The sequence below is a fragment of the Noviherbaspirillum aerium genome, from assembly GCF_008929045.1.
Classification (GTDB): domain Bacteria; phylum Pseudomonadota; class Gammaproteobacteria; order Burkholderiales; family Burkholderiaceae_D; genus Noviherbaspirillum; species Noviherbaspirillum aerium.
Genome location: NZ_VFAH01000004.1, coordinates 358,810 through 381,425 on the forward strand (window position 1 = coordinate 358,810; position 22,616 = coordinate 381,425).

General features: G+C 57.0%; 17 protein-coding genes. 12 read left to right on the forward strand and 5 right to left on the reverse strand.

The window, feature by feature from the left end; all coding sequences use genetic code 11:
* Nucleotides 1–27 precede the first annotated feature (27 nt).
* From fcl to FH061_RS09250, 12 genes are all read left to right on the forward strand, one after another.
* Nucleotides 28–993 carry a GDP-L-fucose synthase gene (gene fcl / locus FH061_RS09195; RefSeq protein ID WP_151635190.1) on the forward strand — a complete coding sequence of 322 codons (966 nt, stop codon included), beginning with the start codon at nucleotides 28–30 and terminating at the stop codon, nucleotides 991–993.
* 245 nt (nucleotides 994–1,238) lie between these two features.
* A complete protein-coding gene (locus tag FH061_RS09200; protein ID WP_151635192.1) occupies nucleotides 1,239–2,678 on the forward strand; it encodes an O-antigen ligase family protein in 1,440 nt (479 codons plus the stop codon).
* Nucleotides 2,665–4,158: an oligosaccharide flippase family protein gene (locus tag FH061_RS09205; protein ID WP_151635194.1), complete on the forward strand. Its 1,494-nt coding sequence runs from the start codon at nucleotides 2,665–2,667 to the stop codon at nucleotides 4,156–4,158. The genes FH061_RS09200 and FH061_RS09205 overlap by 14 nt, the downstream gene beginning before the upstream one ends.
* 11 nt (nucleotides 4,159–4,169) lie before the next feature.
* Nucleotides 4,170–5,408, forward strand: a complete 1,239-nt coding sequence (locus tag FH061_RS09210; RefSeq protein WP_192804977.1) for a glycosyltransferase family 4 protein — start codon at nucleotides 4,170–4,172, stop codon at nucleotides 5,406–5,408.
* A gap of 13 nt (nucleotides 5,409–5,421) precedes the next feature.
* On the forward strand, nucleotides 5,422–6,183 hold the full coding sequence (locus FH061_RS09215) for a glycosyltransferase family 2 protein (RefSeq protein WP_151635198.1): 762 nt from the start codon (nucleotides 5,422–5,424) through the stop codon (nucleotides 6,181–6,183).
* Complete coding sequence (locus FH061_RS09220) at nucleotides 6,180–7,037, forward strand: glycosyltransferase family 2 protein (protein ID WP_151635200.1); 858 nt, start codon at nucleotides 6,180–6,182, stop codon at nucleotides 7,035–7,037. The genes FH061_RS09215 and FH061_RS09220 overlap by 4 nt, the downstream gene beginning before the upstream one ends.
* A gap of 787 nt (nucleotides 7,038–7,824) precedes the next feature.
* Nucleotides 7,825–9,045 (forward strand): glycosyltransferase, encoded by a 1,221-nt coding sequence (locus FH061_RS09225; RefSeq protein WP_151635202.1) that lies wholly within the window; start codon nucleotides 7,825–7,827, stop codon nucleotides 9,043–9,045.
* 48 nt (nucleotides 9,046–9,093) lie between these two features.
* Nucleotides 9,094–10,263 carry a glycosyltransferase family 4 protein gene (locus FH061_RS09230; protein WP_151635204.1) on the forward strand — a complete coding sequence of 390 codons (1,170 nt, stop codon included), beginning with the start codon at nucleotides 9,094–9,096 and terminating at the stop codon, nucleotides 10,261–10,263.
* Nucleotides 10,253–11,020, forward strand: coding sequence for a WecB/TagA/CpsF family glycosyltransferase (locus FH061_RS09235; protein ID WP_192804978.1), 768 nt, complete (start codon nucleotides 10,253–10,255; stop codon nucleotides 11,018–11,020). The genes FH061_RS09230 and FH061_RS09235 overlap by 11 nt, the downstream gene beginning before the upstream one ends.
* 971 nt (nucleotides 11,021–11,991) lie before the next feature.
* Nucleotides 11,992–13,989, forward strand: coding sequence for an acyltransferase family protein (locus tag FH061_RS09240; RefSeq protein ID WP_151635208.1), 1,998 nt, complete (start codon nucleotides 11,992–11,994; stop codon nucleotides 13,987–13,989).
* Nucleotides 13,990–14,231: 242 nt separating this feature from the next.
* On the forward strand, nucleotides 14,232–14,453 hold the full coding sequence (locus tag FH061_RS09245; RefSeq protein WP_151635210.1) for a helix-turn-helix domain-containing protein: 222 nt from the start codon (nucleotides 14,232–14,234) through the stop codon (nucleotides 14,451–14,453).
* Between the two features lie 8 nt (nucleotides 14,454–14,461).
* Nucleotides 14,462–15,001, forward strand: coding sequence for a Clp protease N-terminal domain-containing protein (locus FH061_RS09250; RefSeq protein ID WP_192804979.1), 540 nt, complete (start codon nucleotides 14,462–14,464; stop codon nucleotides 14,999–15,001).
* A 394-nt stretch (nucleotides 15,002–15,395) separates the two neighbouring features.
* On the opposite strand, the gene FH061_RS09255 is transcribed toward FH061_RS09250, so the two are convergent.
* The 5 genes from FH061_RS09255 to FH061_RS30915 all read right to left on the reverse strand — a co-directional run bounded on the left by FH061_RS09255 (nucleotide 15,396) and on the right by FH061_RS30915 (nucleotide 22,356).
* Nucleotides 15,396–16,166, reverse strand: coding sequence for a polysaccharide deacetylase family protein (locus FH061_RS09255; RefSeq protein ID WP_225984555.1), 771 nt, complete (start codon nucleotides 16,164–16,166; stop codon nucleotides 15,396–15,398).
* 128 nt (nucleotides 16,167–16,294) lie between these two features.
* A complete protein-coding gene (locus FH061_RS09260) occupies nucleotides 16,295–17,425 on the reverse strand; it encodes a glycosyltransferase family 4 protein (protein ID WP_151635214.1) in 1,131 nt (376 codons plus the stop codon).
* 279 nt (nucleotides 17,426–17,704) lie between these two features.
* A complete protein-coding gene (locus FH061_RS09265; protein ID WP_151635216.1) occupies nucleotides 17,705–18,799 on the reverse strand; it encodes a GNAT family N-acetyltransferase in 1,095 nt (364 codons plus the stop codon).
* 963 nt (nucleotides 18,800–19,762) lie between these two features.
* The gene (locus FH061_RS09270) at nucleotides 19,763–20,749 is read right to left on the reverse strand and encodes a glycoside hydrolase family 16 protein (protein ID WP_225984556.1); all 987 of its coding nucleotides are present in this window, start codon (nucleotides 20,747–20,749) and stop codon (nucleotides 19,763–19,765) included.
* 995 nt (nucleotides 20,750–21,744) lie between these two features.
* On the reverse strand, nucleotides 21,745–22,356 hold the full coding sequence (locus FH061_RS30915) for a glycoside hydrolase family 16 protein (RefSeq protein WP_225984557.1): 612 nt from the start codon (nucleotides 22,354–22,356) through the stop codon (nucleotides 21,745–21,747).
* Nucleotides 22,357–22,616: the final 260 nt, after the last annotated feature.

Sequence of the window (22,616 nt, forward strand, 5' to 3'; positions counted from 1 at the left end):
TCGCGAACAGCCATCAAGAGGAAGCACATGAAAAGCAATCTACAAAAACGTATCTATGTCGCCGGACATCGGGGCCTGGTTGGTTCCGCCATCGTGCGCGCCCTGCGCAAACGCGATTACACCAACGTCATCACCCGCACGCATGCCGAACTTGAACTGACTGACCAGCAGGCGGTGCGCCAGTTCTTTGCCGAGAACCAGATCGATGAAGTCTATCTCGCCGCCGCGCGCGTCGGCGGCATCCACGCCAACAATACCTACCCGGCGGAATTCATCTATGACAATCTGATGGTGCAGGCGAATGTCATCAATGAAGCCTACCGCGCCGGCGTCAAGAAGTTGCTGTTCCTCGGTTCCTCCTGCATCTATCCGCGCATGGCCGAACAGCCGATCCGCGAGGAGTACCTGATGAACGGCGCGCTGGAACCGACCAATGAACCTTACGCGATCGCGAAGATTGCCGGCATCAAGATGTGCGAGAGCTACAACCGCCAGTACGGCACCGACTATCGCAGCGTCATGCCGACCAATCTGTACGGTCCGGGCGACAACTACCACCCCGAAAACAGCCATGTGATCCCGGCACTGATCCGTCGTTTCCATGAGGCGAAGCTGAACGGCGCAAGCAAGGTGACCATCTGGGGAACGGGCACCCCGCGCCGTGAATTCCTCTACGTTGATGACATGGCCGATGCCTGTGTGCATGTCATGCAACTGGACCGTGATACCTACGATCAACATACGACACCGATGTTGTCTCATATCAATGTGGGTACCGGGGAGGACGTCACAATACGTGAAGTTGCAGAAATCATAAGAAAGGCGGTCGGTTTCCAAGGTGACATCGAGTTCGACACCAGCAAGCCTGATGGCACGCCCCGCAAGCTGATGAACACAGCGAAGCTGACATCTCTCGGCTGGCGGCCCGGCATGCGGCTCGGTGAAGGCATCAAGGAAACCTACGCGCATTTCCAGGCGGATTACAAGGCTTAACCATTTAAGGAAGCCCGATCCCGCCGTGAACAACGATAGAAAAGAGCGGGATCGGATCCTGCGGCAGCTACCTGCTGCAGGCCTGATCTCCGCGGTGAACCATCGGAGCATCAAGAATGCCGATTTGAGCTGATCCTGATCTGGCCCTGTTCACAGGCCCGCCGACAAAAGCCTGAACCTTATCGTGCAGGCCTGCAAGCGGCATTCCAGTGCGGCGCCTCGTCTCACATTCATCCAGCATAGCCATGATTACACCACCACTCACATCACCCACCGATGTCATGATCAACATGATTGCGGCCTTCGTCCTGATTTCGATCGTATTCGGTTTCGTGTTCAAGGCTCCCAAGTATGTGGTCTTCGGCTTTCTTGCCGTGCTGTTCATCTTCGCTGATTCGACCTGGGGACAGCTGAACGCCGACAGCGGCAACATCTATTCGCGCGGCGTAGGCATGTTCTACTTCTCGCTGCTCAATATCGTGCTCATCTTTGCCGGCGTGGCAGTGCTGATCAGAAGGCTGGCCTCTCCGCAAGGGCCGCAACTGGCGCCGCCGATGACCAAGTACTTTCTGGCATTCGCATTCATAATGCTCGGGCATATCGTGATAGGCCTGATGAGCGGCATCGATCTGAATGTGATTCTCAGCCTGAATGGCATGTTCAATGTCATCAACATGTTTGCCTTCATGTACCTGGCAATCCTGGCATTCGAGAACGATCGCGACACCGCGACACTGCTGTTCATGATCATCATCATTGCTGTCGGCCGCGGCCTGTACGGTGCAGTTCGCTATTTCGTGTTCGACGGCGACACTGCCAACCCTTACCGCAACTTCGAAGGCCTGGACATCAAGATCTTCTTCTTCGACATCAGCGACAACTTCGTTGCCGCCCTTGCCGCATTCTGCGCGGCCTGGCTGCTCACCACTCCGGGTGTCAAGCTCAATATCGTCACACGCATTTTCCTGATCGGTGTGGTCGTACTCGAAGTTGCCGCTGTCGCGCTCTCCTTCCGTCGTTCGTCACTGATCGGTCTGGGACTGATGTTCCTTTTCCTGTTCATGCGCCTGCCCGGCCGGCGCAAGGTTTTCTTCGCCTGCGCAGCTGCGCTCGCTCTGTCGCTGGTCGCCACCACCTTCTTCGAGCAGCGCCTGCAATTCAACACGACGCAAGGCGGCGGCATCCTGTCTTCCCTGATCTACGACATCTCGCCTTCCCGCGGGAGCATCAAGGACAGCCGCTTCTACGAGCTTTATGCCGCGGCGCAAAGCATGGATGGGAACTGGCTGTTCGGACGGGGAACTTGGGGCACCTTCACTGGCGACAGGGAAAGGCTTGCCTTCCATGAAGGAAACTGGGGCTTCGTCCATTCCGGTTTCGGCCACTTGATCCTCAAGGGCGGCATCGTGGCCGTGCTTATCTTCATCGGCATGCTGGCAAGCTACATTTCCTTCTACGTCCGGTATCGCAAGCACTTGTACGGCAACGCGGCCTTGCTGGCCGACGCCGGCTTCGCGGGCTTCCTCTTCTGGATTCCGACCCTGCTGATCGGCACCCCCATCATCGAATTCCGAACCATGCTGCTGTTGGGCCTGACACTGGCAATGCCGTTTATTGCCGTCGGACTGCAGAACTACCAGGTTCGCACTTACATCATGCGTACACAACAATATGCTGCTGCGTAATTCTCTCTGGAATCTGAGCGGTTCCGCCGTTCCCATGGTGGTTGCCCTGGCGACCGTGCCCCTGCTTATCCATTCTCTAGGCGTGGAAGGCTTCGGCATCGTGACCCTGGTCGGCTCGGTCATCGGTTACTTTGGCGTACTCGACATCAATCTCAGCGCCGGATCAATCAAGTACCTTGCCGAACATCACGCGGCCAATGACCGTGAGCGCTTTGCCGAAACCTTCTGGTTCGGCATTCTCTTCTACGGCGCACTGGGTTTGCTCGGAGCGCTTGGCATCTTCTTCGCCGCCGACATGCTTGTGGCAAGGTTCTTCGAAGTGTCTCCCGAGATGAAGGAGGCCACCATTACCTCCTTCCAGCTGGCAGGCCTCGGCTTCGCTCTCACGCAGGCGCAGAACTACCTTCTCGTCGTGCCGCAGGCATTGCAGCGCTACGACCGTTCCGCACAAAGCGAGGCATTCTTCGGCGTGCTCGTCAACCTCGCCTCGGTTGCCGCCGCCATCGGCGGCGCCGGCATCGTCGGCGTCATCATTGCCCGCGTCAGCGTATCGGCGCTCAACGTGCTGTTCCTGATCTGGCTGCTGCGCAGCTTCGACCTGAACCTGGAAATGCGCTGGCCGCGCCCGGATGTGCGCAAGGCGCTGACTTCCTTCAGCGCCTATGCCTACCTGAGCAAGATCGCCTCGACCTTGCATCAGCATGCGGACAAGGTCATCGTCGGCGCCATCGCCGGGCCCGTCGCCCTCACCTTCTATACGGTGCCGGTCACGCTTGCCGGGCGCATCCTCGGTCTGACCTATCGCCTCTCGAGCGTCATCTATCCGCGTGCTTCGGCTCTTGCCGGTGCAGGCCGCATCAGTGAACTGCGCCCCGTCTATCTCGGCGTGACACGCTATGTCACTTACATCAATCTGGCTGCCCTCGGCATCATCGTGCTGGCCGGGGACGAGTTCCTGCGCCGCTGGGTCGGCGAGGAATTCATTACCCAGGGCTACCCGGTCCTGGTGCTGATGACCCTTGCCCTGCTGGTGGATTCCCTGACGAACGTGCCGTCGCTGGTCAACGATGCACTCGGTCATCCACGCGTTACCGGACGCTTCGCGCTGGCCAACGGCCTGTGCGGGGTTGCCATGGTGTATCTGGGCACCCATTTCGGCGGCATCATCGGCGCGGCCTCAGGTCACCTGATTTCATCGATGGTGCTTGGCCTGGGATTCCTGCTGTTCGTCCACGGGCGCACCGTGCCGGTCAGCTTCAAGGAAAGCCTGGTCAGCGGATTCGGCCGCAGCCTCGCCATCGGCGCCGCAATCATCTGCATCCTGATTCCGATGAAGTGGCTGGTGCCCGGCGGTCTCCTGAGCACCGTCGCCATTGTTTCCGCCGCCATGGTTACGCTGGCGCTGGCAGGCTTGTTCTTCATTGTCAGCGTCGACGAACGCGCCGCCATGCTCTCGATGGCTCGCCGGCTGCGGTCATGAGGAGAAACAGCATGCGTATCCTACTTGTCAGTGAAGACATTCCTTATCCGAACATGGGCGGCCTCGCCAAGCATGTTCTGAACCTGGCGCGCGCGCTGGTCCGCGCCGGTCATCAGGTGGACCTGCTCGGCAACGCCGAAAATCCGATTGAAGTATGCGGCGATGAAGGCCAGTTCGGCGGGAGGTTCTTCGGTGAATTGACGGGTCATCATGCCGGATGGAAGGAAATCAGTTTCGGCATGTTCATGCCGCCGAAGCGTACTTCGATTGCCAGGCGCTTTGCGCAGATCATTCTGCGTCACGCCCCTGCTTACGATGTGGTTCATTACCATGGCCATATCCCGAACGTTGCCGCCTTTCTTCCCGAAAGCCTGAACTTCGTGCAGACCCGCCATGACCAGGGCAGCGATTGCTTCACGCATACCCGCTTTCATGAGGGACAGGTGTGCGAATCGCCGGATCCGGCCGTCTGCGCCCGCTGCATCACCAACGATCCCAACTTCGTCCAGCGCGCCGTCTCTACCGCCGCCGTCAAGCGCTACAGGGAGGAAGTTGCCGACAGCTTCCGCAAGCACAAGACGGTATTCGTGTCCGACATGCTGTTGCGCAACCTGAAACGTTCACTCGGCCCAGGCGATTGGGGAACGACGGTGCACAATTTCGTGGACCGCGCGAAGCTCGAAGGTGTACGTGCAAAGGCCGAGCTGCTCCCCGCCGCACCCGGCTTTCGGGTCTTCATCGCCGCCAAGCTGTATCCGTCCAAAGGCGTGGAGCCGTTCCTGAAGGCGCTTGCGCCGCGCCTGCCGCCGCACATGCACCTCTCCATCGCGGGAGACGGTCCGGATGAAAAGCGGCTGCGCGAGGAATTTGAAAGCGACAGGATCGAATTTCTCGGCTGGTGTTCTCCTGAGCAGACCCTGACACTTGCGGCGGCATCCAACGCCATCGTTGTACCTTCCGTCTGGGAAGAGCCTTGCGCCACAACCGTGCTGGAAGGTCTTTTCCTTGGCAAACCCACCTTTGCGCTGGAGCGCGGCGGCACGCCGGAATTGGCCAGATACCAGGCCGAAGCCGGGCAGCTGCGCCTGCACAAGGACATGTCGTCTCTTGTGGACGATCTGATCCGTTTCGATCCAAAAACCCGTTACGGCTACGCACTGGAAGGTTTGGGAGGCGCCGACAGTGCGGCAGAGCAATTGCTCGAGATTTATCGCATGCCATCACGCCATCCCGCCAGCTCCATCAGTTGAAAGGCATTACCCCATGGCGCTTACATTTTCTGTCATTACCTGCACTTGGAACAGCGCGACCTATTTGCAGGAGTCGATCGCATCCGTGCTTGCGCAAGACCATCCTCATATCGAATATATCTTCGTTGACGGCGGTTCCACCGACGGCACGCTCGAACAGATACGTGCGCTCAACCGCCCGTACCGGTTGCTTGAGAACGTCAAGGGCGGCGTGAGCCGGGCAATGAACGAGGGCCTGCAAGCCGCAACCGGCGACGTCATCGCCTACATCCATTCCGACGACTACTATCTTGCCCCGAATGTGCTGTCCACCGTGGCGCGCCATCTTGAAGAAACCGGGCGGCAATGGCTGTTCGGCCGCACCATGACCCTGACTGACGGCAAGCTGCAGGCCGATGAATGGGTCGCGCCCCGCTTCAGCTATGCCAACCTGTTGCGCGGCAACTTTATTCCGCATCCGGCCACCTTCGTCAAGCGAGACCTGATGCTTCGCGCGGGAGGTTTTTCGACGAGCCTGAAATACGCCATGGACTATGACCTGTGGCTGAAAATCGGCAAGCTGGCCGACCCGGTACAGCTCGACGAACCTCTGGCCGCGTTCCGCGAGCACGAAGGCAGCCTCTCAAGTTCATCACGTACACGCCTGGCGGCCATGGCGGAAGACTTCCGCGTCCGCCTTGCGTACTCCAGTTACAACCCGATCGAGCGGCTGGCGCATTATGCCCGTTACTATGTGCGCCGCCAGCGCGTTATCCATGCCAAGGGGAATGCATGAGAACACCTGATATTTCCTTGATTCTTGCGACCGTCGGCCGCACCGATGAACTTGGACGTCTGTTCGATTCACTGGCGGCCCAGACTTACAGCAACTTCGAAGTCGTGGTCGTTGACCAGAATGAGGATGACCGCCTCCTGCCGCATCTCGAGCGAGCCCGTTATCTCGGGATGGCGATACGCCATCTGAAGCATCATCCCGCCAACCTTGCGGCCGCACGCAATGTCGGTATCGAGGCCGCCACCGGTAAATGGATAGGCTTCCCCGATGATGACTGCTGGTATGCTCCGCAACTGCTTGAGCGCCTGGCCACCCGCTTTGCCGCCGCTGACCAGCCGACCGGAATTATCGTGCGCTGGGTTGAGCAAGACGAACAACCGCTGTCAGCAGCCGACTTGTCCTGGGAACGTTCCCGTGCCTTCCGTGACATTCCGGTGAGCTCGATCACGCTGTTTTGCAGCAAATCCCTGTTTCAGCAAATCGGAGGCTTCGACAGCCGGCTCGGCGTAGGCCAGTGGTTCGGCGCCGGAGAAGAAACCGATTTTGCCTTGCGCGCCTTGCGTGCCGGCGCGCATTTCACCTACGAACCTCTCGGTGAAGTCCATCATGCGGTCAATCCGCACAAACCCAAGGCCACGCCGCAGACCCGCATCGCCGTGCGCCATCGCGCCCGCGGCACCGGCGCCCTCTACGCGAAGCATCGCCTGCCGGTCTGGGTGGTGCTTCGCGGCCTGGCCGCCCCGCTTTTGCGCCCTTTGCTCAAAGGATCGTTCGGTGCTGAACTGGCGCTTGGCTACGACACTGTTCGCGGCCGCATTGACGGCATGATCGGGTGGCGTCGCCGCCACTCCTGAATCCGCACCGGAAGCGGTCCTTATCCGTTGCCGTGCTCTGCCACCCGCGGCCCGAGCACGGCTGGCACCTGCATACGTTGGAACGGCCTGCAGGTGCGTGTTCGCCCAACGTACGTGCACCCAGACTGTGCTTGTTAAGTGTCGCGAACGGTTGGGAATGGCGCTGAGGAACGGGAGTGCACGCGTACGGACGTACGGCGAGCACCATAGGCGCGGATCCGGACCGCACAGCAACTTGGCAAACACCGTCTTAGATTGCGCATTGGCGACGACAGCGTTTGCCATGCCCCGGCCAGCTATTCCATGGATTGCCTATTCCCGACGATGCGCGTGGCCTGCGGTGTACTTGCACGTCCGATCGATACCTCAGAACCCGAATGCCATCGCAGTACGCGGCCACGGGAAGCGATCACGAAAAAGACAGTGATTTTTGCAGAAAACCGACGAGGTTAAGGAAAGTTACAAAAGAGTCGCATGGAAATAACGGTCCTTTGATTTAACACCGGACGGCATTAATGATGGGATTCACAATGAAGTTCAGTACGGCAAATCCGCGATGGCATATTCAGGTCGGGTCGATTAACTGGAGTGCAGTAGATTGCTGTCAATTCAGAAGGGAGAACCGAACCGTACACCTACTGCCGAATCAATGCTTTCCGCCTGCGCATTAGTCTGAAGAATACTGGTTGTACCGCAGCGGGCAAAGGTACGGTGGCTGGCATTTCCAGCCCTGGAATCTGCTGCTGCGATCCCGCGGACTCGTCTTAATCGAATACGACACTTGCTGATGGAAGAATCAACGAACAACAAGAATCACGCAGCGCAAGTTACGGAACTCAAGCCCCATTCCCCCCGGAACGGCAGGAGTGCCGGGCTGAGAATCGCGCTCGTCACGAACCACCCGCCGCCCTTTCGCATTCCCATTTACGAACGCATTGCCCGTACACCGGGGATCGATCTGCACGCCGTCTTCTGCAGCGAACGCGAACCGAATCGACAGTGGGCGTTGCCGCCCCTGCGCTTCAATCATGTCTTTCTCAAGGAACGCTATATCTCGCGTGGCGCCAACTATATCCATAACAATCCTGACGTACTTACCGCGCTGAACAAGATAGCGCCTGATGTCATTGTCACGACGGGCTTCAATCCGACCTTCCTGTATGCCTTTGGCTATGCCGTTGTCCGCAACGTTGGGCATGTGCCGATGACGGATGGTACCGATATCTCGGAAGCCGCACTGTCGCGCTGGCATCGCGCGGTACGCCGCATTGTCTATGCACGCTCACGCGCGTTCATCGCTGCCAGCCTCGGCGGACTGCGCCTGTATGCCGATTACAGCATTGCCAGGGAGTCCAGTTTCCTGTCCTGTCTGTGCATCGACAACGACGCTTACGCCGAACAGGCCGACACCCAGCAGAAGCAGTACGATCTAATGTTCTGCGGACGTATGGTCGCTGACAAGAATCCCCTCTTCGCGCTTCAGGTCGCGGATGGCCTGGCGACCCGCCTGGGCCGCAGAACCAGCATCCTCTTCGTCGGCAGCGGCGCACAGGAAGCCGAACTCAATGCCATGGCAGACAAACTGGCCCTGCGCGTGGACGTCACCATCAATGGACACGCGGAGCAGCATGAATTGCCGTCGCTCTATGGCGCCGCCAAGGTCTTTCTTTTCCCTACGGCGCGTGATGTCTGGGGCGTGGTCGCCAACGAGGCCTGCGCTTCGGGACTGCCTGTCATCGTGACACCGGAGGCCGGTGTGGCCGGCGAACTGGTGCTGGATGGCGAGAACGGCTTCATCTGCGGCCTGGATCTGGCTCAATGGATCGATCGGGCGGAGCTACTGCTGACCAATCATGTGCTTTACCGGCGTTTCTCGACACGCAGCCGCACGCTCGCATCGGGCTACACCTTCGATCATGCCGCCGATGGAATCATCCAAGCCTGCCTGCATGCCGCCGGAAAGCGAAACGATGATGTGTTCGGTGCGCACGGAAGAAAGGTCGGGTGACGCAATGCATGCAGCGAGTCTTGATTTCAATCGACATGGGAGAACGCGATGAGAGTCCTGGTTGCCCATAATACCTACCAGCATCGCGGCGGAGAGGATGCCGTCGTCGATGCGGAAGTCGCACTGCTGCGCGATCACGGGCATGAGGTTGAAGTCTATGCGCAACACAATGACGCGATCAACAACATGCCGCGTGCCGCGGCGGCAATGACAGCCATCTGGTCGCAGCGTTCCGCGGGCGATATTGAAAGCCTGTGCGAGCGTTTTCAGCCTGATGTCATCCATGTGCACAACACTTTCCCCCTGATCTCGCCTTCCCTTTACTGGGCAGCGGCACGGCGCCACGTACCCGTGGTGCAAACCTTGCACAATTTCCGGCTGCTCTGTCCGCAGGCGATCTTCCTGCGCGAAGGGAAGGTCTGCGAAGATTGCATCGGCAAACTGCCTTGGCGTGCAGTGACCAGAAAATGCTATCGCGAATCCGCAATCCAATCGGCGGTAGTCACAAGCATGTTGGCAACCCACCGCGCCATCGGCACTTATCGCGATCGCGTCACACGTTATATCGCGCTCAACAGCTTTGCGCAGGCGAAGTATGTCGAAGGCGGCCTGCCCGCCGGACGGTTCCGCATCAAACCGAATTTCGTTGCGTCTTCCGCGCATCCGACGTGGGAGCGCCGCAGCGGCGGCATGTATGTCGGACGCCTGTCGTCGGAGAAAGGACTCGATGTTCTGGCGCAGGCCTCGCGGCTGGCGCCAGGTGTTGGCATTGACGTGATCGGCAGCGGCCCGCTGGAGCCCCTGGCGAGGGAAGCATTCGGCGACCGGCTGCTGGGCTTCCGCTCGCTGTCGGAAATCATGAACCGCATGGGTACCGCAGAGTTTCTGGTATTGCCCAGCATCTGCTACGAGAACTCGCCGCGCACCATTGTCGAAGCTTTTTCTTCCGGGTTGCCGGTAATTGCGAGCCGGCTGGGCGCCCTGATCGACATCGTGCGCGACGGCGAAACCGGGCTGCTGTTCAATCCGGGAGATCCTGCCGACCTTGCCGCCAAGATGACTTGGGCCGCCGCCAACCCGGAGCAAATGAAACGCATGGGCCGCGCAGCCCGCAGTGAATACGAGGCGAAATACACGCCGGAACGCAATTATGACTTGTTGATCGACATATATGAAGATGCAATTTCCACACTTACAAGAGAAGCCCATGCAGCGTAAGGGCCATGCAGTCCTGGAAGCATTTATCGACGCCGTTAGCTGGGATGAAGCGGTCGGGCAGATCACGCGCTGGGGAGCGGATCACCAATCGCGCTACGTTTGTATTTGCAATGTTCATTCCGTAGTCACGACAACCAGTGACGTCGAATTCAAGATTGCAGTGAACAATGCAGATATGGCGACTCCCGACGGTGCTCCCATCGCCTGGGCACTGCGCCGGCTCGGCCATCCCATGCAGGAACGCATCAACGGGCCCGACCTGATGATGAAATACCTGCACGAAGCGGAACGTCTCGACCAGGTCGTGTTTTTCTACGGGAGCACGGAAAGCACGCTGGCCAAGCTGCGCGTCACCCTCGCCAAGCAGTTTCCGCGTCTGCGCATTGGCGGTACGTATTCCCCGCCCTTCCGAGCCCTGTCACTTGAAGAGGATGAACAGATCATCGAGATGATCAATTCATCCGGCGCCAATGTTGTTTTTGTCGGCCTCGGCTGCCCGAAACAGGAAAAATGGATGGCCGATCATCGCGGGCGCGTCAACGCGGTGATGATCGGCGTCGGTGCCGCATTCGATTACCATGCCGGCGTGATCAAGCGCGCCCCGCTATGGTGGCAGCGCAATGGCCTGGAGTGGCTATATCGGCTGGGCTCCGAGCCCCGCCGTCTGTTCAAGCGTTACATGGTCACCAATACGCTATTCGTCTTTGGATTTCTCAGGCAATTCGTCAGTGCCAAGCTGCCCGCCGGCGATGCGTGATTTTCCGCCGCAACCGCGCCTCCGGCCATGCGAATGAATGGAGGCGCGAGTACAGCGCAAGCATCTGAACCCCAGTCTGAACAGAGCCGCCACCGCGACGGCCTTGCCTTCCTCGGCTGTGATGCCTGCAATCCGCTCCAGAGCGTTTTCACCCTGACCGGCCTAGTCGGGGCCGAAGCAGATTGCCGCTGGAACAAGGCGCGACGACGCGACATGGCCAAGCCATGGCAGGCAGTCACAACGCCGTGCCGGCGGCAACCTGTCCGGGATCGGCGGGCAGGTCAGCGTGAACACGCTCTAGCGACCTGAGCTGGAAATTTGTAGCGAGGAAATGCGGGGAAATGGTATCGGGACAAGAAATCAGCGTAGCAAGGCCACAGCCTTGCGGGCATGCATGGTTGTCACGGGATCGGCTCGAGTTCGGTCTCACTGGAAAAACAAGTTGCCGACTCGCTCCGCCAAAGCCTGCTGCACATCGGCAGGGATATCCGAGGAACGTCAGAGTGCACCAGAGGCAAGGCGTGACAACGCTATTGTAATGGGTTGCTACAAGGAGCCGCGCCGCGGCAGGCGGTTCGCTAAGATGGCTCCCGGTCCCTCATGCGGGATGTATAACCGGCTCCAGAATGCCGGTCTCATTTATCCCGCCTTCCAGGATTTCAAGCCCAAGCCATTTCGTGCCATGAGACCGAGTCTTTCTCCGCCCGGCTGCGTTGCCTTTTTCATCCATTGCCCCGCCATGGATACCTTCCACGCCTAGCCAGTCGAAAGAACCGAATGAATTAATCCGGAAAATTGTGGCTCGGGACTGGCTTTAGGCAGCAGGGGAACCCAACAGTTGCGCGGCATCCGTAACTGCTCTTACGAGATATCAAATTGGTAATGCGTGCCAGTGTAATCATAGTGCCTTCTTGATAATTTTTGGCGTTCCCGTAACCAATGTCATTTGCATTCTGCGACAGGAGAAATTGATGAATCAGGCTGCCCATCTCGCCTACCGTCCGGATATTGATGGCTTGCGTGCCATCGCCGTACTGGCGGTTATTGCATTCCATGCGAGTTCGGTCATCGTGACCGGGGGTTTTGTGGGCGTTGACATCTTCTTTGTCATTTCCGGATTCCTGATTACAGGACTCATCGCCAAGGGCATGGAGACCGGCACCTTCACCTTTGTCGATTTCTATACGCGTCGCATCAAGCGCATCTTTCCCGCGTATATCCTGGTGGCGCTGGTGACGTTCATCATTTCCTCCTACCTGCTGATACCGAACGACTATATCTTCTATACGACTTCGCTAGCCGCATCCTGGGCATTCCTGTCAAACGTATTTTTTTCCATGCTGAGCTGGGGGTACTTCGGCCAGAGAACCGAGGAATTTCCCCTCCTGCACACTTGGTCGCTGTCAGTCGAGGAACAGTTTTATTTCCTGTTTCCTGTTGTCCTGATGCTGCTCTTTCGTTATTGCCGCAAGCAGATCATTCCAGTCCTTCTTGCAGCAGGGACGGCGTTCGCCATCCTTTCGGAATTCAAGACCGGCGAAATCAAAGCCTACTTCCTGCTGACATCCCGAGCGCATGAACTGATCATTGGAGCACTGGCCTATTTCATCTCTCAGAAATATCCGTTGCGTTCAGCCGGCGCTTCCAACGCGCTGGTGACGCTCGGCATGGGCCTGATGCTGGGCTCCATGTTCATGATCGAAAAAGGGACTCCCTTTCCCGGCGTTAATTCCCTGTATCCATGCATCGGCACCGCCCTCGTAATTTATGCGGGTACCAGGGAAAACATGCTCAGGCCCTTGCTGGCAAGCCGGCCGATGGTATCGGTAGGACTCATCTCCTATTCCCTCTATCTGTGGCATTGGCCCATCTTTTCCTTCCTGCGCTATCGCCGCATCGATATCACGCTCTGGGTCGGCATCGGTGCGGTGGCGCTGGCTTTCCTGCTTTCCTGGCTGACCTGGAAGTATGTCGAGACCCCGGTACGAAAAAGCAAAGGCTTGAATTTCAAGAAAGCATTCGTGCGGCTCTACGCGCTGCCCGCGGCCGCATTCATGTCGGTTGGCCTGGTGTCGTACGTGACCGAAGGCGCTCCATACCGTTTTTCGAATGAAATGCGCGAACTGATTTCCAGTTACTCCTTCGAACGCGACCTTACCCGTTCCTGCTCCATCAGGGCAGAGGATTATCACAAGGTCACCATGGATTATCTGATGGCCAACTGCGCATTCGGCGACACCAGCCGGACCAAGGCGGAGGTGCTGCTGATGGGCGACTCGCATGCACATCATTTCAAGCCCTTCGTCGATGCGCTGGCCAAGGAGGCCGGAGTGAAGGCGGTCTACCATGTGCAAGGCACCTGCTTTCCCACCGCGCTGCAGGTCACCGACAAGCATCCCGAGAAAGGTCCGGACACCTGCCAGCAGCGCAACCTCGATCTGCTTGCCCTCGCACCAAGCGTGAAATACGTGGTCATGGCGGGATTCTGGGCTTCGGAACCCTGGCGCGATCTGGAAAAGGAAATGATGTATATGGCGGGTAAGATCGTGGAGGCAGGTGCCATACCCGTCATTTTCAAAGACAACCCTTATTTCGAACCCGACCTCTCCCAGTGCATTCTGCACCGCACGCGCGGCTGGATGCCGGCGGACCGCAACTGCAACATCCCCTACGGCTTCGTCGCGCAAACCCAGACACCCGTGGATCAGATCATCGAGAAGGTACAGGCACACTATCCTTCGGCACGTATCATCGATCCCAAGAAGATCATGTGCACCACGCAGGAATGCGTTACATACATGGGCAATGTTGCGCTCTACAAGGATGCCAACCATATCAATACCAAAGCCTCCAAATTGCTCGGCGAGCAATATGTCGCCCGTGTGAACAATCCACTTGCCGATGCATCGGCATACATGTCGCAGATGAAGCGTTCAGACGATGTTGCCCAGGCCCGGCAAGTAAGGTGAAGTGATGCGTGGCAAAGTCGGAACGGGAAAATGGATACCTCCCGTGCAGTGCAAAGCGCAAGGGATTCGCAGCGGGCTGACATTGGCTTAACTGTAAATCGCTGATCCGCCTCTCGTACGGTGCTGGCTCCGCGTCAGCCCGCGAGGGTCAGTTTAAAAGGCATCCTTTGCCGAAAAGCATTCCACCAGGTCCTTCGTCAACCTCTATTGACGGCGGCAGACGCGTCAACTAAGATTGACGCATGCTTGATCTCACCTCCCTACCCTCTCCAGACAATCCCGAAGATGCACTCGCCGCTGTTGTTGCGCTTCGCCGCATGGCAGACAGACTGGAACGGGTTGCCGTGGCCAATGCCATCAGGCAGGGATGGTCATGGACGCAGGTCGCCGACGCGCTCGGCGTATCCAAACAGGCAGCGCACAAGCGCCTTGCCGGATTGATTCATACCGACGAACTTTCATAGGATTGCCCATGTTCCGCATGCTCAAGCAGCGCATCAACGACATCCGTACGATCAACAGCCTATGTCTTTCAGCCGAGCGCCATGCGAATGCCGATGGCGAGAAGGAACCAGGGCTGGAACATTTTGTCCTGGCTGCGCTGGACCTGCCCGACTGCACAGCCCGCAAGGCATTCGAACGCCTCGGTGCGGACCCGGACGGCTTTCGCGCAGCGGTCGCCGCGCATTATCGAAATGCGCTGAAGAGCGTTGGTGTTGATACGCCGGAGCAAATGATTTCTTACGGCGCCGCCGGTGACATCCCGCCGGGCAATGGGCTATACCGGAGCAAGCACCAGGTGAAAGAGTTCATGCAGCGGTTGGCGAACCGGAAGATGAAAGATGGCGCGAGACCGTTGCTGGGAGCGCATGTATTGGAAACTGCGGCAGGCTTTGAACATGGCGTCGCATCGCGCACTTTTGCGACGATGGGCATTCACCGGCAGGCGATGGGGGAAGCTGCGCGTGCAGAGGCTGAGAAAGAAGGCCAGAGAGAGGCCGAGAGCGCATAAAAGAGGTTGAGAAGAGACGCCAGCATGCATGCGGCAATGTGAGGATGGTGCCTAGAGCGGATTGCAGATGGATGGTCGGTCGCCTCGGCTTGTCTTGGGCGCATGGCGACGTTGGTCGTCGCTGGTGTGGCCCGCCACACGGCGCTTCTCCCGCCTTGCCTTGCATCCCAAGGCAAACCGATGCTTCCGTACCCTCATCCGCAATCCGCTCTAATTAGAGGACACATACGGTCAGCTTGGAAGCACTCCACTGTGAAGTGCTCCTGCACTGTACATCACCAAGCTGTTTGATAAGCGGCGCGAGCGGTTCGAAGTCGCGCCGAGGAGCGCACGCGTACGGATAGTAAGCAACGCTTATCTATCACACGCCGTCTTGGGCGGATTGCTGCCTTTCTCAAACAGATTCCACGACCGGCGTCCGTGTCTCGGGCACCCACAAGGAGCGTATTGCAAGCTCTTCATTGCTGAGCCTGTCCTGCGCCGCCACACTTTGGGCAACATAGGCAAAGAAGTCATCCAGTTGTTTCCAGGCGTTCAGTTCATCAAACTGTTTTGAATGTCCCCATAGATGAAAAACGCCGCGCGTGCGTACCGCGTAGTCAAACATCGCATAGAGCCGCTTGATCCAGTCTCCGTGCTGCAGGGCCAGCTGCAGACCGGCGGCCCGATCCAACCAATTGCCCGAGCCGCCGAAATTGCGGATATAGACGGAACGGTCATGCGGATAGAACTGCAGCGTGGTAGGCATCTCGTATGGTCGCTTGCCTGCGTTGAAGCACAGATTCATCGTGGTGCGGGCATAAGTGAAACGGCAGGCATGCACTAGTTCAACATCCCGTTGCTTGTATCGGCCACCGGGGTAGCAGAAGCCATTGACCGGACGGCCGAGGACATCCTCAAGGTACTTCTTGCCGTCCATGATTTGATGGTAGGCATGCCAGATGTCAACGGTTTTCAAATACCGATGATCCATCGTATGCGAGCCGATTTCAAACCGGCGGCCCAGTTCGCGAATTTCTTCGTCCGGGAGGACGGCATCGCCTTCGCAATTGCGAATAGGCACGAAGAAGGTGCCGCTCAAACCATGTTTGCTGAGCAGTTCCGCTGTCTTCATATCGGACGGATGACCGTCATCGATTGAACAGGTAAACATAGGGCCCATCATTGACTCCACTCTTTTTCACTCTTGCTTCCGGCAACTTTCGCAACCATCCGGCACCCACAGTCACGTCCGTGTATCGAAAGCTCCTCCCCAGGACTCGTTACAGCCGCTACCATGCGACTGCCCGCTTATTATGAACTGATTGCCCGTGTCTCCCTGCGCGGAGCACCCGACGATAATGCATAGCGGCAAGCATCCACGACGCCAAGCGCCGCATTGTCGAAGCTGTACTCCTTGACCAGGGAAAGACTACGACGCGAAAAACTTTCCCACAGTTCCACATTCGTCAACAGCGTCGCCGCCTTGTCCGCCCAGGCTTCAACATCAAGATCAAGTACATAACCGTTCTCACCGTCCTGCACCAGTTCGCCGGCAACCCCGGCATACGGCGTCACGATGACGGGCAAGCCCGCTGCGCAGGCTTCATTGGCTACGACGCCCCAAACATCCGCATGCGTTGGAAAGAGGAACAGACGAGCCGAACGATATAGTCCAGGCAATTCGCCTTGCTTGGCAAAGCCATGAAAATGGGCGTGCACGAGATTCTGCTTGCCCTGTGCGGCCGCCTTCAGTCGCGCTTCCTCGCTCCCGGAGCCGGCATACAGAATGCTGACCCGGCGTCCAAGCCGCCGCGCCATTGCTTCGGCCACTTCTAGTGCGAAGACCGGCCCCTTTTCAGGGACCATGCGACCGCAGAAAATCAGATCGTATTTCTTGCCATCATATTCTGGAGTACGCTGGTAGGCATCATTGTCTATGCACAGATAGGACTTGAAACACTGTTCCGACGTCACCCCATAACTTTCGAACAAGCGCTGGCCGCCCATGCTGGCGGAGAGAAACGCCTTGGATTTTCCATATACGATGCGGCGTATCGCCTTGTGCACCCGACTCAATCCCAACTCGGATTCATAAGTGCCATCGGTAAGCGGTATATGCGGGATGCCTTTGAACATCGCGTACGCAAACGCATATAGCTGGGTGGGATTGAGGCCATCGGAGACGATGACATCCGGCTTGAAACGATTCAATGCAAGCACAACATCCGGGTTGTTATGGATATACCGGCCCTTGACCGTTGTTATGCGTTCCCGCAGGAAACAATGATCGAATTCGAACGCAGGCAAATCCCAATGCCTGTTTGGTTCTCTGCGAGCACAGAAAATAACTTGTAACGTAATGCCTTGAACACGTGCGATACGGTTGAAAACCGGAATTCGATACGGAGGCGGCTCGTTGGTGATAAGTGCAAGTTTTGTCATGGGCTAATGGTAGTGTTTGCATCGTTACGGCAAATGACGTAAATCATGAAATGAGGCAAAACTCCGCCAGCTTTTGATGCACGGCATCTTTTGTAATTCCACCTGCCCATTAGTGGAACAGCTACAAAGCTTGTAGCGGCAAAGTCGTGGAAGAGAAGGCGGAATAGAACTGCTGAGCCAGAGCGCGGATACGATACCCGGCCTATGCCATGAGGCATAACATCCAGGTATCGAAGCGTGAACGCCAGTTGCAGCTTCGCGCCGGTTTCGGAAGGACACTCAGGTCGCAGTCCTGCCATGCACAATACTGCCCGCCGCCCGCTTCATATCCCGCACGCGCTTGAGCACATGGCGCGCTTGATGAGCCAGGTCGGTTTCGCCGTACTTGAGCCAGACCTTGGTCTGTCGCAGGTATCCGTTCTTGGCCTGAGTCCAGGCCAGTCCGGGATGCAGTATCTGTCTTATCCTTGAACGATAGACCGTCACATTGTCGAGGTCGCGCTGAACAGCGCCCAACGTGAATTTGTAATCGTAGCGCCCCCATAAAAAGTGGAACTCGTCTCCTCCGCGCTCGATACATTCACATACGGTCTGGTAGCAGCACAGAAAACCTATCCAGTAATCGTCATAGCACGGATCATGTGCCAGCACATTCAGAAAGTAGTTCTGCCCGGCGCGAAAACTCAAGGCACCGGCGGCAATCCGGCCGTCGATTGTTGCGATACCCACCAGGCCGCATGCCTTCGCAAGGGTAATGATGCGACGCGTCTCTTCCTCATCGATGACCGACTCGATGTTCTTTCCCGCCATGCGCCGGCGGTTGAACTCAATCATCGCGCGAAGATCCTCTTCGCGAATAGCGGCCGCCTCGTAGACATTGAATTGGTATGACGGGAAGGTCTTCTGCAATCGCTCCGTATAGCGCTTGATATTGCGACGGGTGTTCTTCCCAAGACTGGCAAGATAGCTTTCCCTGCCGGGAGGAAGCTTCAGCGTGAGGTCTTCCAGATGATTGAAGCGTTGATGCGGATACGAAAGTCTTTTCATATCGGTCTCAATCGCCTTGAAGGAAATAGCGTCCACATCTTCATATTTTGAAAAAATGAAGTTGGAAAAGCGGCGCATTTCATCTTCCTGCAGGCAGATGCCTTCATTGAGCACCTGCACTTTCCGCTGCTGTTTCTTGAACAGCAGCAGGGTCCTGATTTCTCCATTTTCACTTACGACATAGGTGCTGGTCGTCCCTGCCACCCATCCATAAACCTTGAATTCCAGCAGCGAAGAAAAGATATTTCCATACAAGCGCTCCATCGCCGACTCGACAAAGGATGGAACTTCATTTTCAAAGCAAGCAACACTGAGTTCATTGAACATTATTTTTTACCTGACAGCGTTATTGAAGAAGATATATCGCTCTCCGCGCCGAAGCCTCCACCCATGTCATCTTCCGTCGCCCATACTCCCTGTGCCTGAGGATAGAAGAAATTACACTGCTCGCTGCGCGAATTTACGAATGCCTCTTTACTCTTGTCTCACCGTTGAATGTGATCCTTTGCGAGAATCGTCCCACATCCAAGGTTGTCTCCTTTACACCAATATTGCCTATCCCTGCTGACTGTAGGTAGACAATTCATTTGAAGCAAAAGATAGGCCATGGCTTTGCCAACTTCGATCTTGCATCCTGAGCCATTCAACTCGCCCAACAAAGGCGTGCATGCTTGTGCGATACGACATTGCAGCAAGCACTCTCCTCTTCGACACGATAGGGAAGCCTTGTATTCCTGTTTAAGGTGCCCACAGTTTGAGTAAGCCCAAGCTTGCGCTGTCTCGTTTTCAGGAGAGGAAACAAGTCGTCTCATAGGCAAGCATGCGTCTGCCTATTCCGTGTTGCATGCCCTCTGCAATGCATACACTGCAGGACATAAGACGCTTTGAGAGCAAGCAGGAAAGAGCCTACGGCTCATCTTCAATGCCCTACCCTCCAAAAGAAAAAGGCCGGCTAAGCAGCCGGCCTTTCAAACGATCCGAATGATCGAAGAGGTCTATTGGTTGAATGCATTCAAGTTTCCGCAACGCTCTTCATTGAGCAGTGGCGATGGAAGGGATAACCCAATGCGGCACACACCTCTTCAACGTCTTATTCAATGAGTATGACGGTGCACATGACCGTCTCTCTTCATTTCGTGCGCTCCACACAGGACACCAGAATTTGTTATGCCAACTCCCTGGAATATGCAGCCAATGATATGCAGCCAATGGCGTCGCCATTGACTGCTTCCTCGTCGCACCGGCCAAGAATTTTCCGGTTTCCCTTGTCAAGGAGATGCGCAATCAGTATTACTTGAACTGCCAGGCACGCACATAGTTGACTTCGAAGGAGTTCGACTTGCCCTGCGGTGTCGAATCATCCGGCGTGCCGGACGCGCTGCCGTACCACAGGTCCAGCATCAGGTACATCGGATCACCCATCGACACGTTCAGCGTCAGCACTTCCTTGCCATCGAAATAGTAAGTCTGCTTGTTCGGTTCCCACTTCACTGCATACTTGTGGAAGCCGGCCGACAGATCCGTGCCGGTGTCGTACTGGCGCGAGCCGACCAGCTGGCCTTCCTGATCGCCCTTCCATACTGTCGGCGCATAGGCTTGCGGATGCGCCACGCCATTGACGTCGAAGCCCCATGGTGCTGCGCCGCCTGCGTATGCTTCCATCACATCCATCTCGGGACGACGATCGTTGATGTGGTTGAACAGCCAGAAGGCGGGCCAGGTGCCTTTGCCGACCGGCAGACGGGCTTCGACTTCGAAGTAGCCATAGGTCTGGTAGAACTTGCCGTCGGTATCGATGGTGCGGTTGAAGAAGTTGCCCGATGCATCGCGCTGCGGCCAGATCTTGAGTTTGCCGTCTTCGACCGTGTAGTTCTTGGTCGGGTTGGATGTCTCGTACCACATGTGGTCATTCCAGAGATTGGTGTTATAGCTGTTGAACTCTTCGGAGAAGGTCAAAGTATAGGCGCTGGCATCCTGGCCGAAAGGCATTGCGGCCGCGGTGGCGGGCGCAGGTGCCGGAGAGGATGTCGGAGCAGGTGCGGGCAGCGGAGCTGGGGTCGACACAGATGCAGGTGTCGATGTCGGCGCCGGCGTCGGTGTCGATACAGGTGCAGGGGTAGATGCAGGTGTCGGCGTCGGCGTCGGTGTCGACTCGGAAGTCGTCTCGGCAACAGGAGTTTGAACGGCTGCAGGTGCTGTTTCAGTCTGCTTGTCAGCGCTTGCATCGATCGTTGCGGCAGTGGTTGCGGTGCCTGAATCAGCAGGCTGTACTGCCACTGCTGTACTGCTGCTTGCTCCAGTCGCGCTGGTAGAGGTAGCGACCTGCGGCTGTTCCGCGCTAATGGAAGTTTGAGCTGCGGTAATCGATTCGGAAGAGCCACCGCCACCGCAGGCGGTCAACAGCACAGCAGCGCAAGCGCACGTCAGCGTCGAAATCGAGAAACGGTGAAAAGTCGAGTTTTGCATGGTAAGTCCCCTATCCAGTTAAGTAGCGTTCGCCGATATTCCAAGCGGCAACGTTTCATCAGAGCATTGCTTGTCGGAATTGGTTCCGAGAAAATGTCAATAAACTGCATTTATTTTTTGACGGAATGAATGTGTTGTGCAGCTAACAAACAACACATTGGAAGGCGAACAGCGTCGGTCTCGGCGTCTGTGCGATTGAGGTCGAGGTGGGAGCAATGAAGAATGGACGAAAGCACTGACCCGCTAGAGCGTTTTTGCCCTGACCGGCCTAGGCTGTGTTTGATAAGCTGCTGCGCGATCCGGATTGGCGCCTGCGGTGCTCAGCGTTCCCGGCATATGCGTGCGCGCCTCTGCGCCAATCTGAACCGCTCGCAACGCTTATCAAACACAGCCTAGTCGAGGTCGAAGCAAGGAATCACAATGCAGTGCCGGCGCCAATCTGTACGGTATCGGCAGGCAGGTGAGCGGAAACCGCTCTAGCTTCAAGCGAAGTCAAACGGGGCAATAAAAAAAGGCTGGCGATGTGTATCGCCAGCCTGGAAAACGCGAGCAACCAGTTCGCGTCACATGCTACATTTCGATGCGCCTTTAAAGCGCCTCCGATTTACTAATATCAGTGTTAACTCAGACCATGGCATACGATCGTCTTTTTCCTGCCTGGCCGCGCTGCGCTCGCCATCCACTGGCCTTAGCTTGGCCATCGATTTCTGATAGTGCGCAACGGCCTTGCCAGTCAAAAAACTCCATCGACTTCATTTGACATGGCAGGGCTTGAGATTGATATAAATCGTGATGCGGCAAGATGATTATTTGAACTGCCAGGCACGCACATAATTGACTTCGAAGGAGTTCGACTTGCCTTGCGGTGTCGAATCATCCGGCGTGCCGGACGCGCTGCCGTACCACAGGTCCAGCATCAGGTACATCGGATCACCCATCGACACGTTCAGCGTCAGCACTTCCTTGCCATCGAAATAGTAAGTCTGCTTGTTCGGTTCCCACTTCACTGCATACTTGTGGAAGCCGGCCGACAGATCCGTGCCGGTGTCGTACTGGCGCGAGCCGACCAGCTGGCCTTCCTGATCGCCCTTCCATACTGTCGGCGCATAGGCTTGCGGATGCGCCACGCCATTGACGTCGAAGCCCCATGGTGCTGCGCCGCCTGCGTATGCTTCCATCACATCCATCTCGGGACGACGATCGTTGATGTGGTTGAACAGCCAGAAGGCGGGCCAGGTGCCTTTGCCGACCGGCAGACGGGCTTCGACTTCGAAGTAGCCATAGGTCTGGTAGAACTTGCCGTCGGTATCGATGGTGCGGTTGAAGAAGTTGCCCGATGCATCGCGCTGCGGCCAGATCTTGAGTTTGCCGTCTTCGACCGTGTAGTTCTTGGTCGGGTTGGATGTCTCGTACCACATGTGGTCATTCCAAAGGCCGCTGTTATAGCTGTTGAACTCTTCGGTGAAGGTCAGCTTATAAGCATTTGCATCCTGGCCAAACGGTGTTGCGGCTTCGGAGGGTGCGGCGGGAGTAGCCTCAGGAATGGAAGCACCAGAAGTTGCGGTTGAGCTATTGCTGGTAGTCGCGGTCGAGGTATCGGTCGTTGCGGGTGTGGCTACGGGTGTTGCTGCAGACGCTGCGACGGTAGTCTCGGGACTGGTTTGAACTTGTGCAGTTG

Coding starts and splice junctions, on each gene's coding strand:
- fcl (WP_151635190.1), top strand. CDS start 28: ATGAAAAGCAATCTACAAAAACGTATCTATGTCGCCGGACATCGGGGC.
- FH061_RS09200 (WP_151635192.1), top strand. CDS start 1,239: ATGATTACACCACCACTCACATCACCCACCGATGTCATGATCAACATG.
- FH061_RS09205 (WP_151635194.1), top strand. CDS start 2,665: ATGCTGCTGCGTAATTCTCTCTGGAATCTGAGCGGTTCCGCCGTTCCC.
- FH061_RS09210 (WP_192804977.1), top strand. CDS start 4,170: ATGCGTATCCTACTTGTCAGTGAAGACATTCCTTATCCGAACATGGGC.
- FH061_RS09215 (WP_151635198.1), top strand. CDS start 5,422: ATGGCGCTTACATTTTCTGTCATTACCTGCACTTGGAACAGCGCGACC.
- FH061_RS09220 (WP_151635200.1), top strand. CDS start 6,180: ATGAGAACACCTGATATTTCCTTGATTCTTGCGACCGTCGGCCGCACC.
- FH061_RS09225 (WP_151635202.1), top strand. CDS start 7,825: ATGGAAGAATCAACGAACAACAAGAATCACGCAGCGCAAGTTACGGAA.
- FH061_RS09230 (WP_151635204.1), top strand. CDS start 9,094: ATGAGAGTCCTGGTTGCCCATAATACCTACCAGCATCGCGGCGGAGAG.
- FH061_RS09235 (WP_192804978.1), top strand. CDS start 10,253: ATGCAGCGTAAGGGCCATGCAGTCCTGGAAGCATTTATCGACGCCGTT.
- FH061_RS09240 (WP_151635208.1), top strand. CDS start 11,992: ATGAATCAGGCTGCCCATCTCGCCTACCGTCCGGATATTGATGGCTTG.
- FH061_RS09245 (WP_151635210.1), top strand. CDS start 14,232: ATGCTTGATCTCACCTCCCTACCCTCTCCAGACAATCCCGAAGATGCA.
- FH061_RS09250 (WP_192804979.1), top strand. CDS start 14,462: ATGTTCCGCATGCTCAAGCAGCGCATCAACGACATCCGTACGATCAAC.
- FH061_RS09255 (WP_225984555.1), bottom strand. CDS start 16,166: ATGATGGGCCCTATGTTTACCTGTTCAATCGATGACGGTCATCCGTCC.
- FH061_RS09260 (WP_151635214.1), bottom strand. CDS start 17,425: ATGACAAAACTTGCACTTATCACCAACGAGCCGCCTCCGTATCGAATT.
- FH061_RS09265 (WP_151635216.1), bottom strand. CDS start 18,799: ATGTTCAATGAACTCAGTGTTGCTTGCTTTGAAAATGAAGTTCCATCC.
- FH061_RS30915 (WP_225984557.1), bottom strand. CDS start 22,356: ATGTGGTACGAGACATCCAACCCGACCAAGAACTACACGGTCGAAGAC.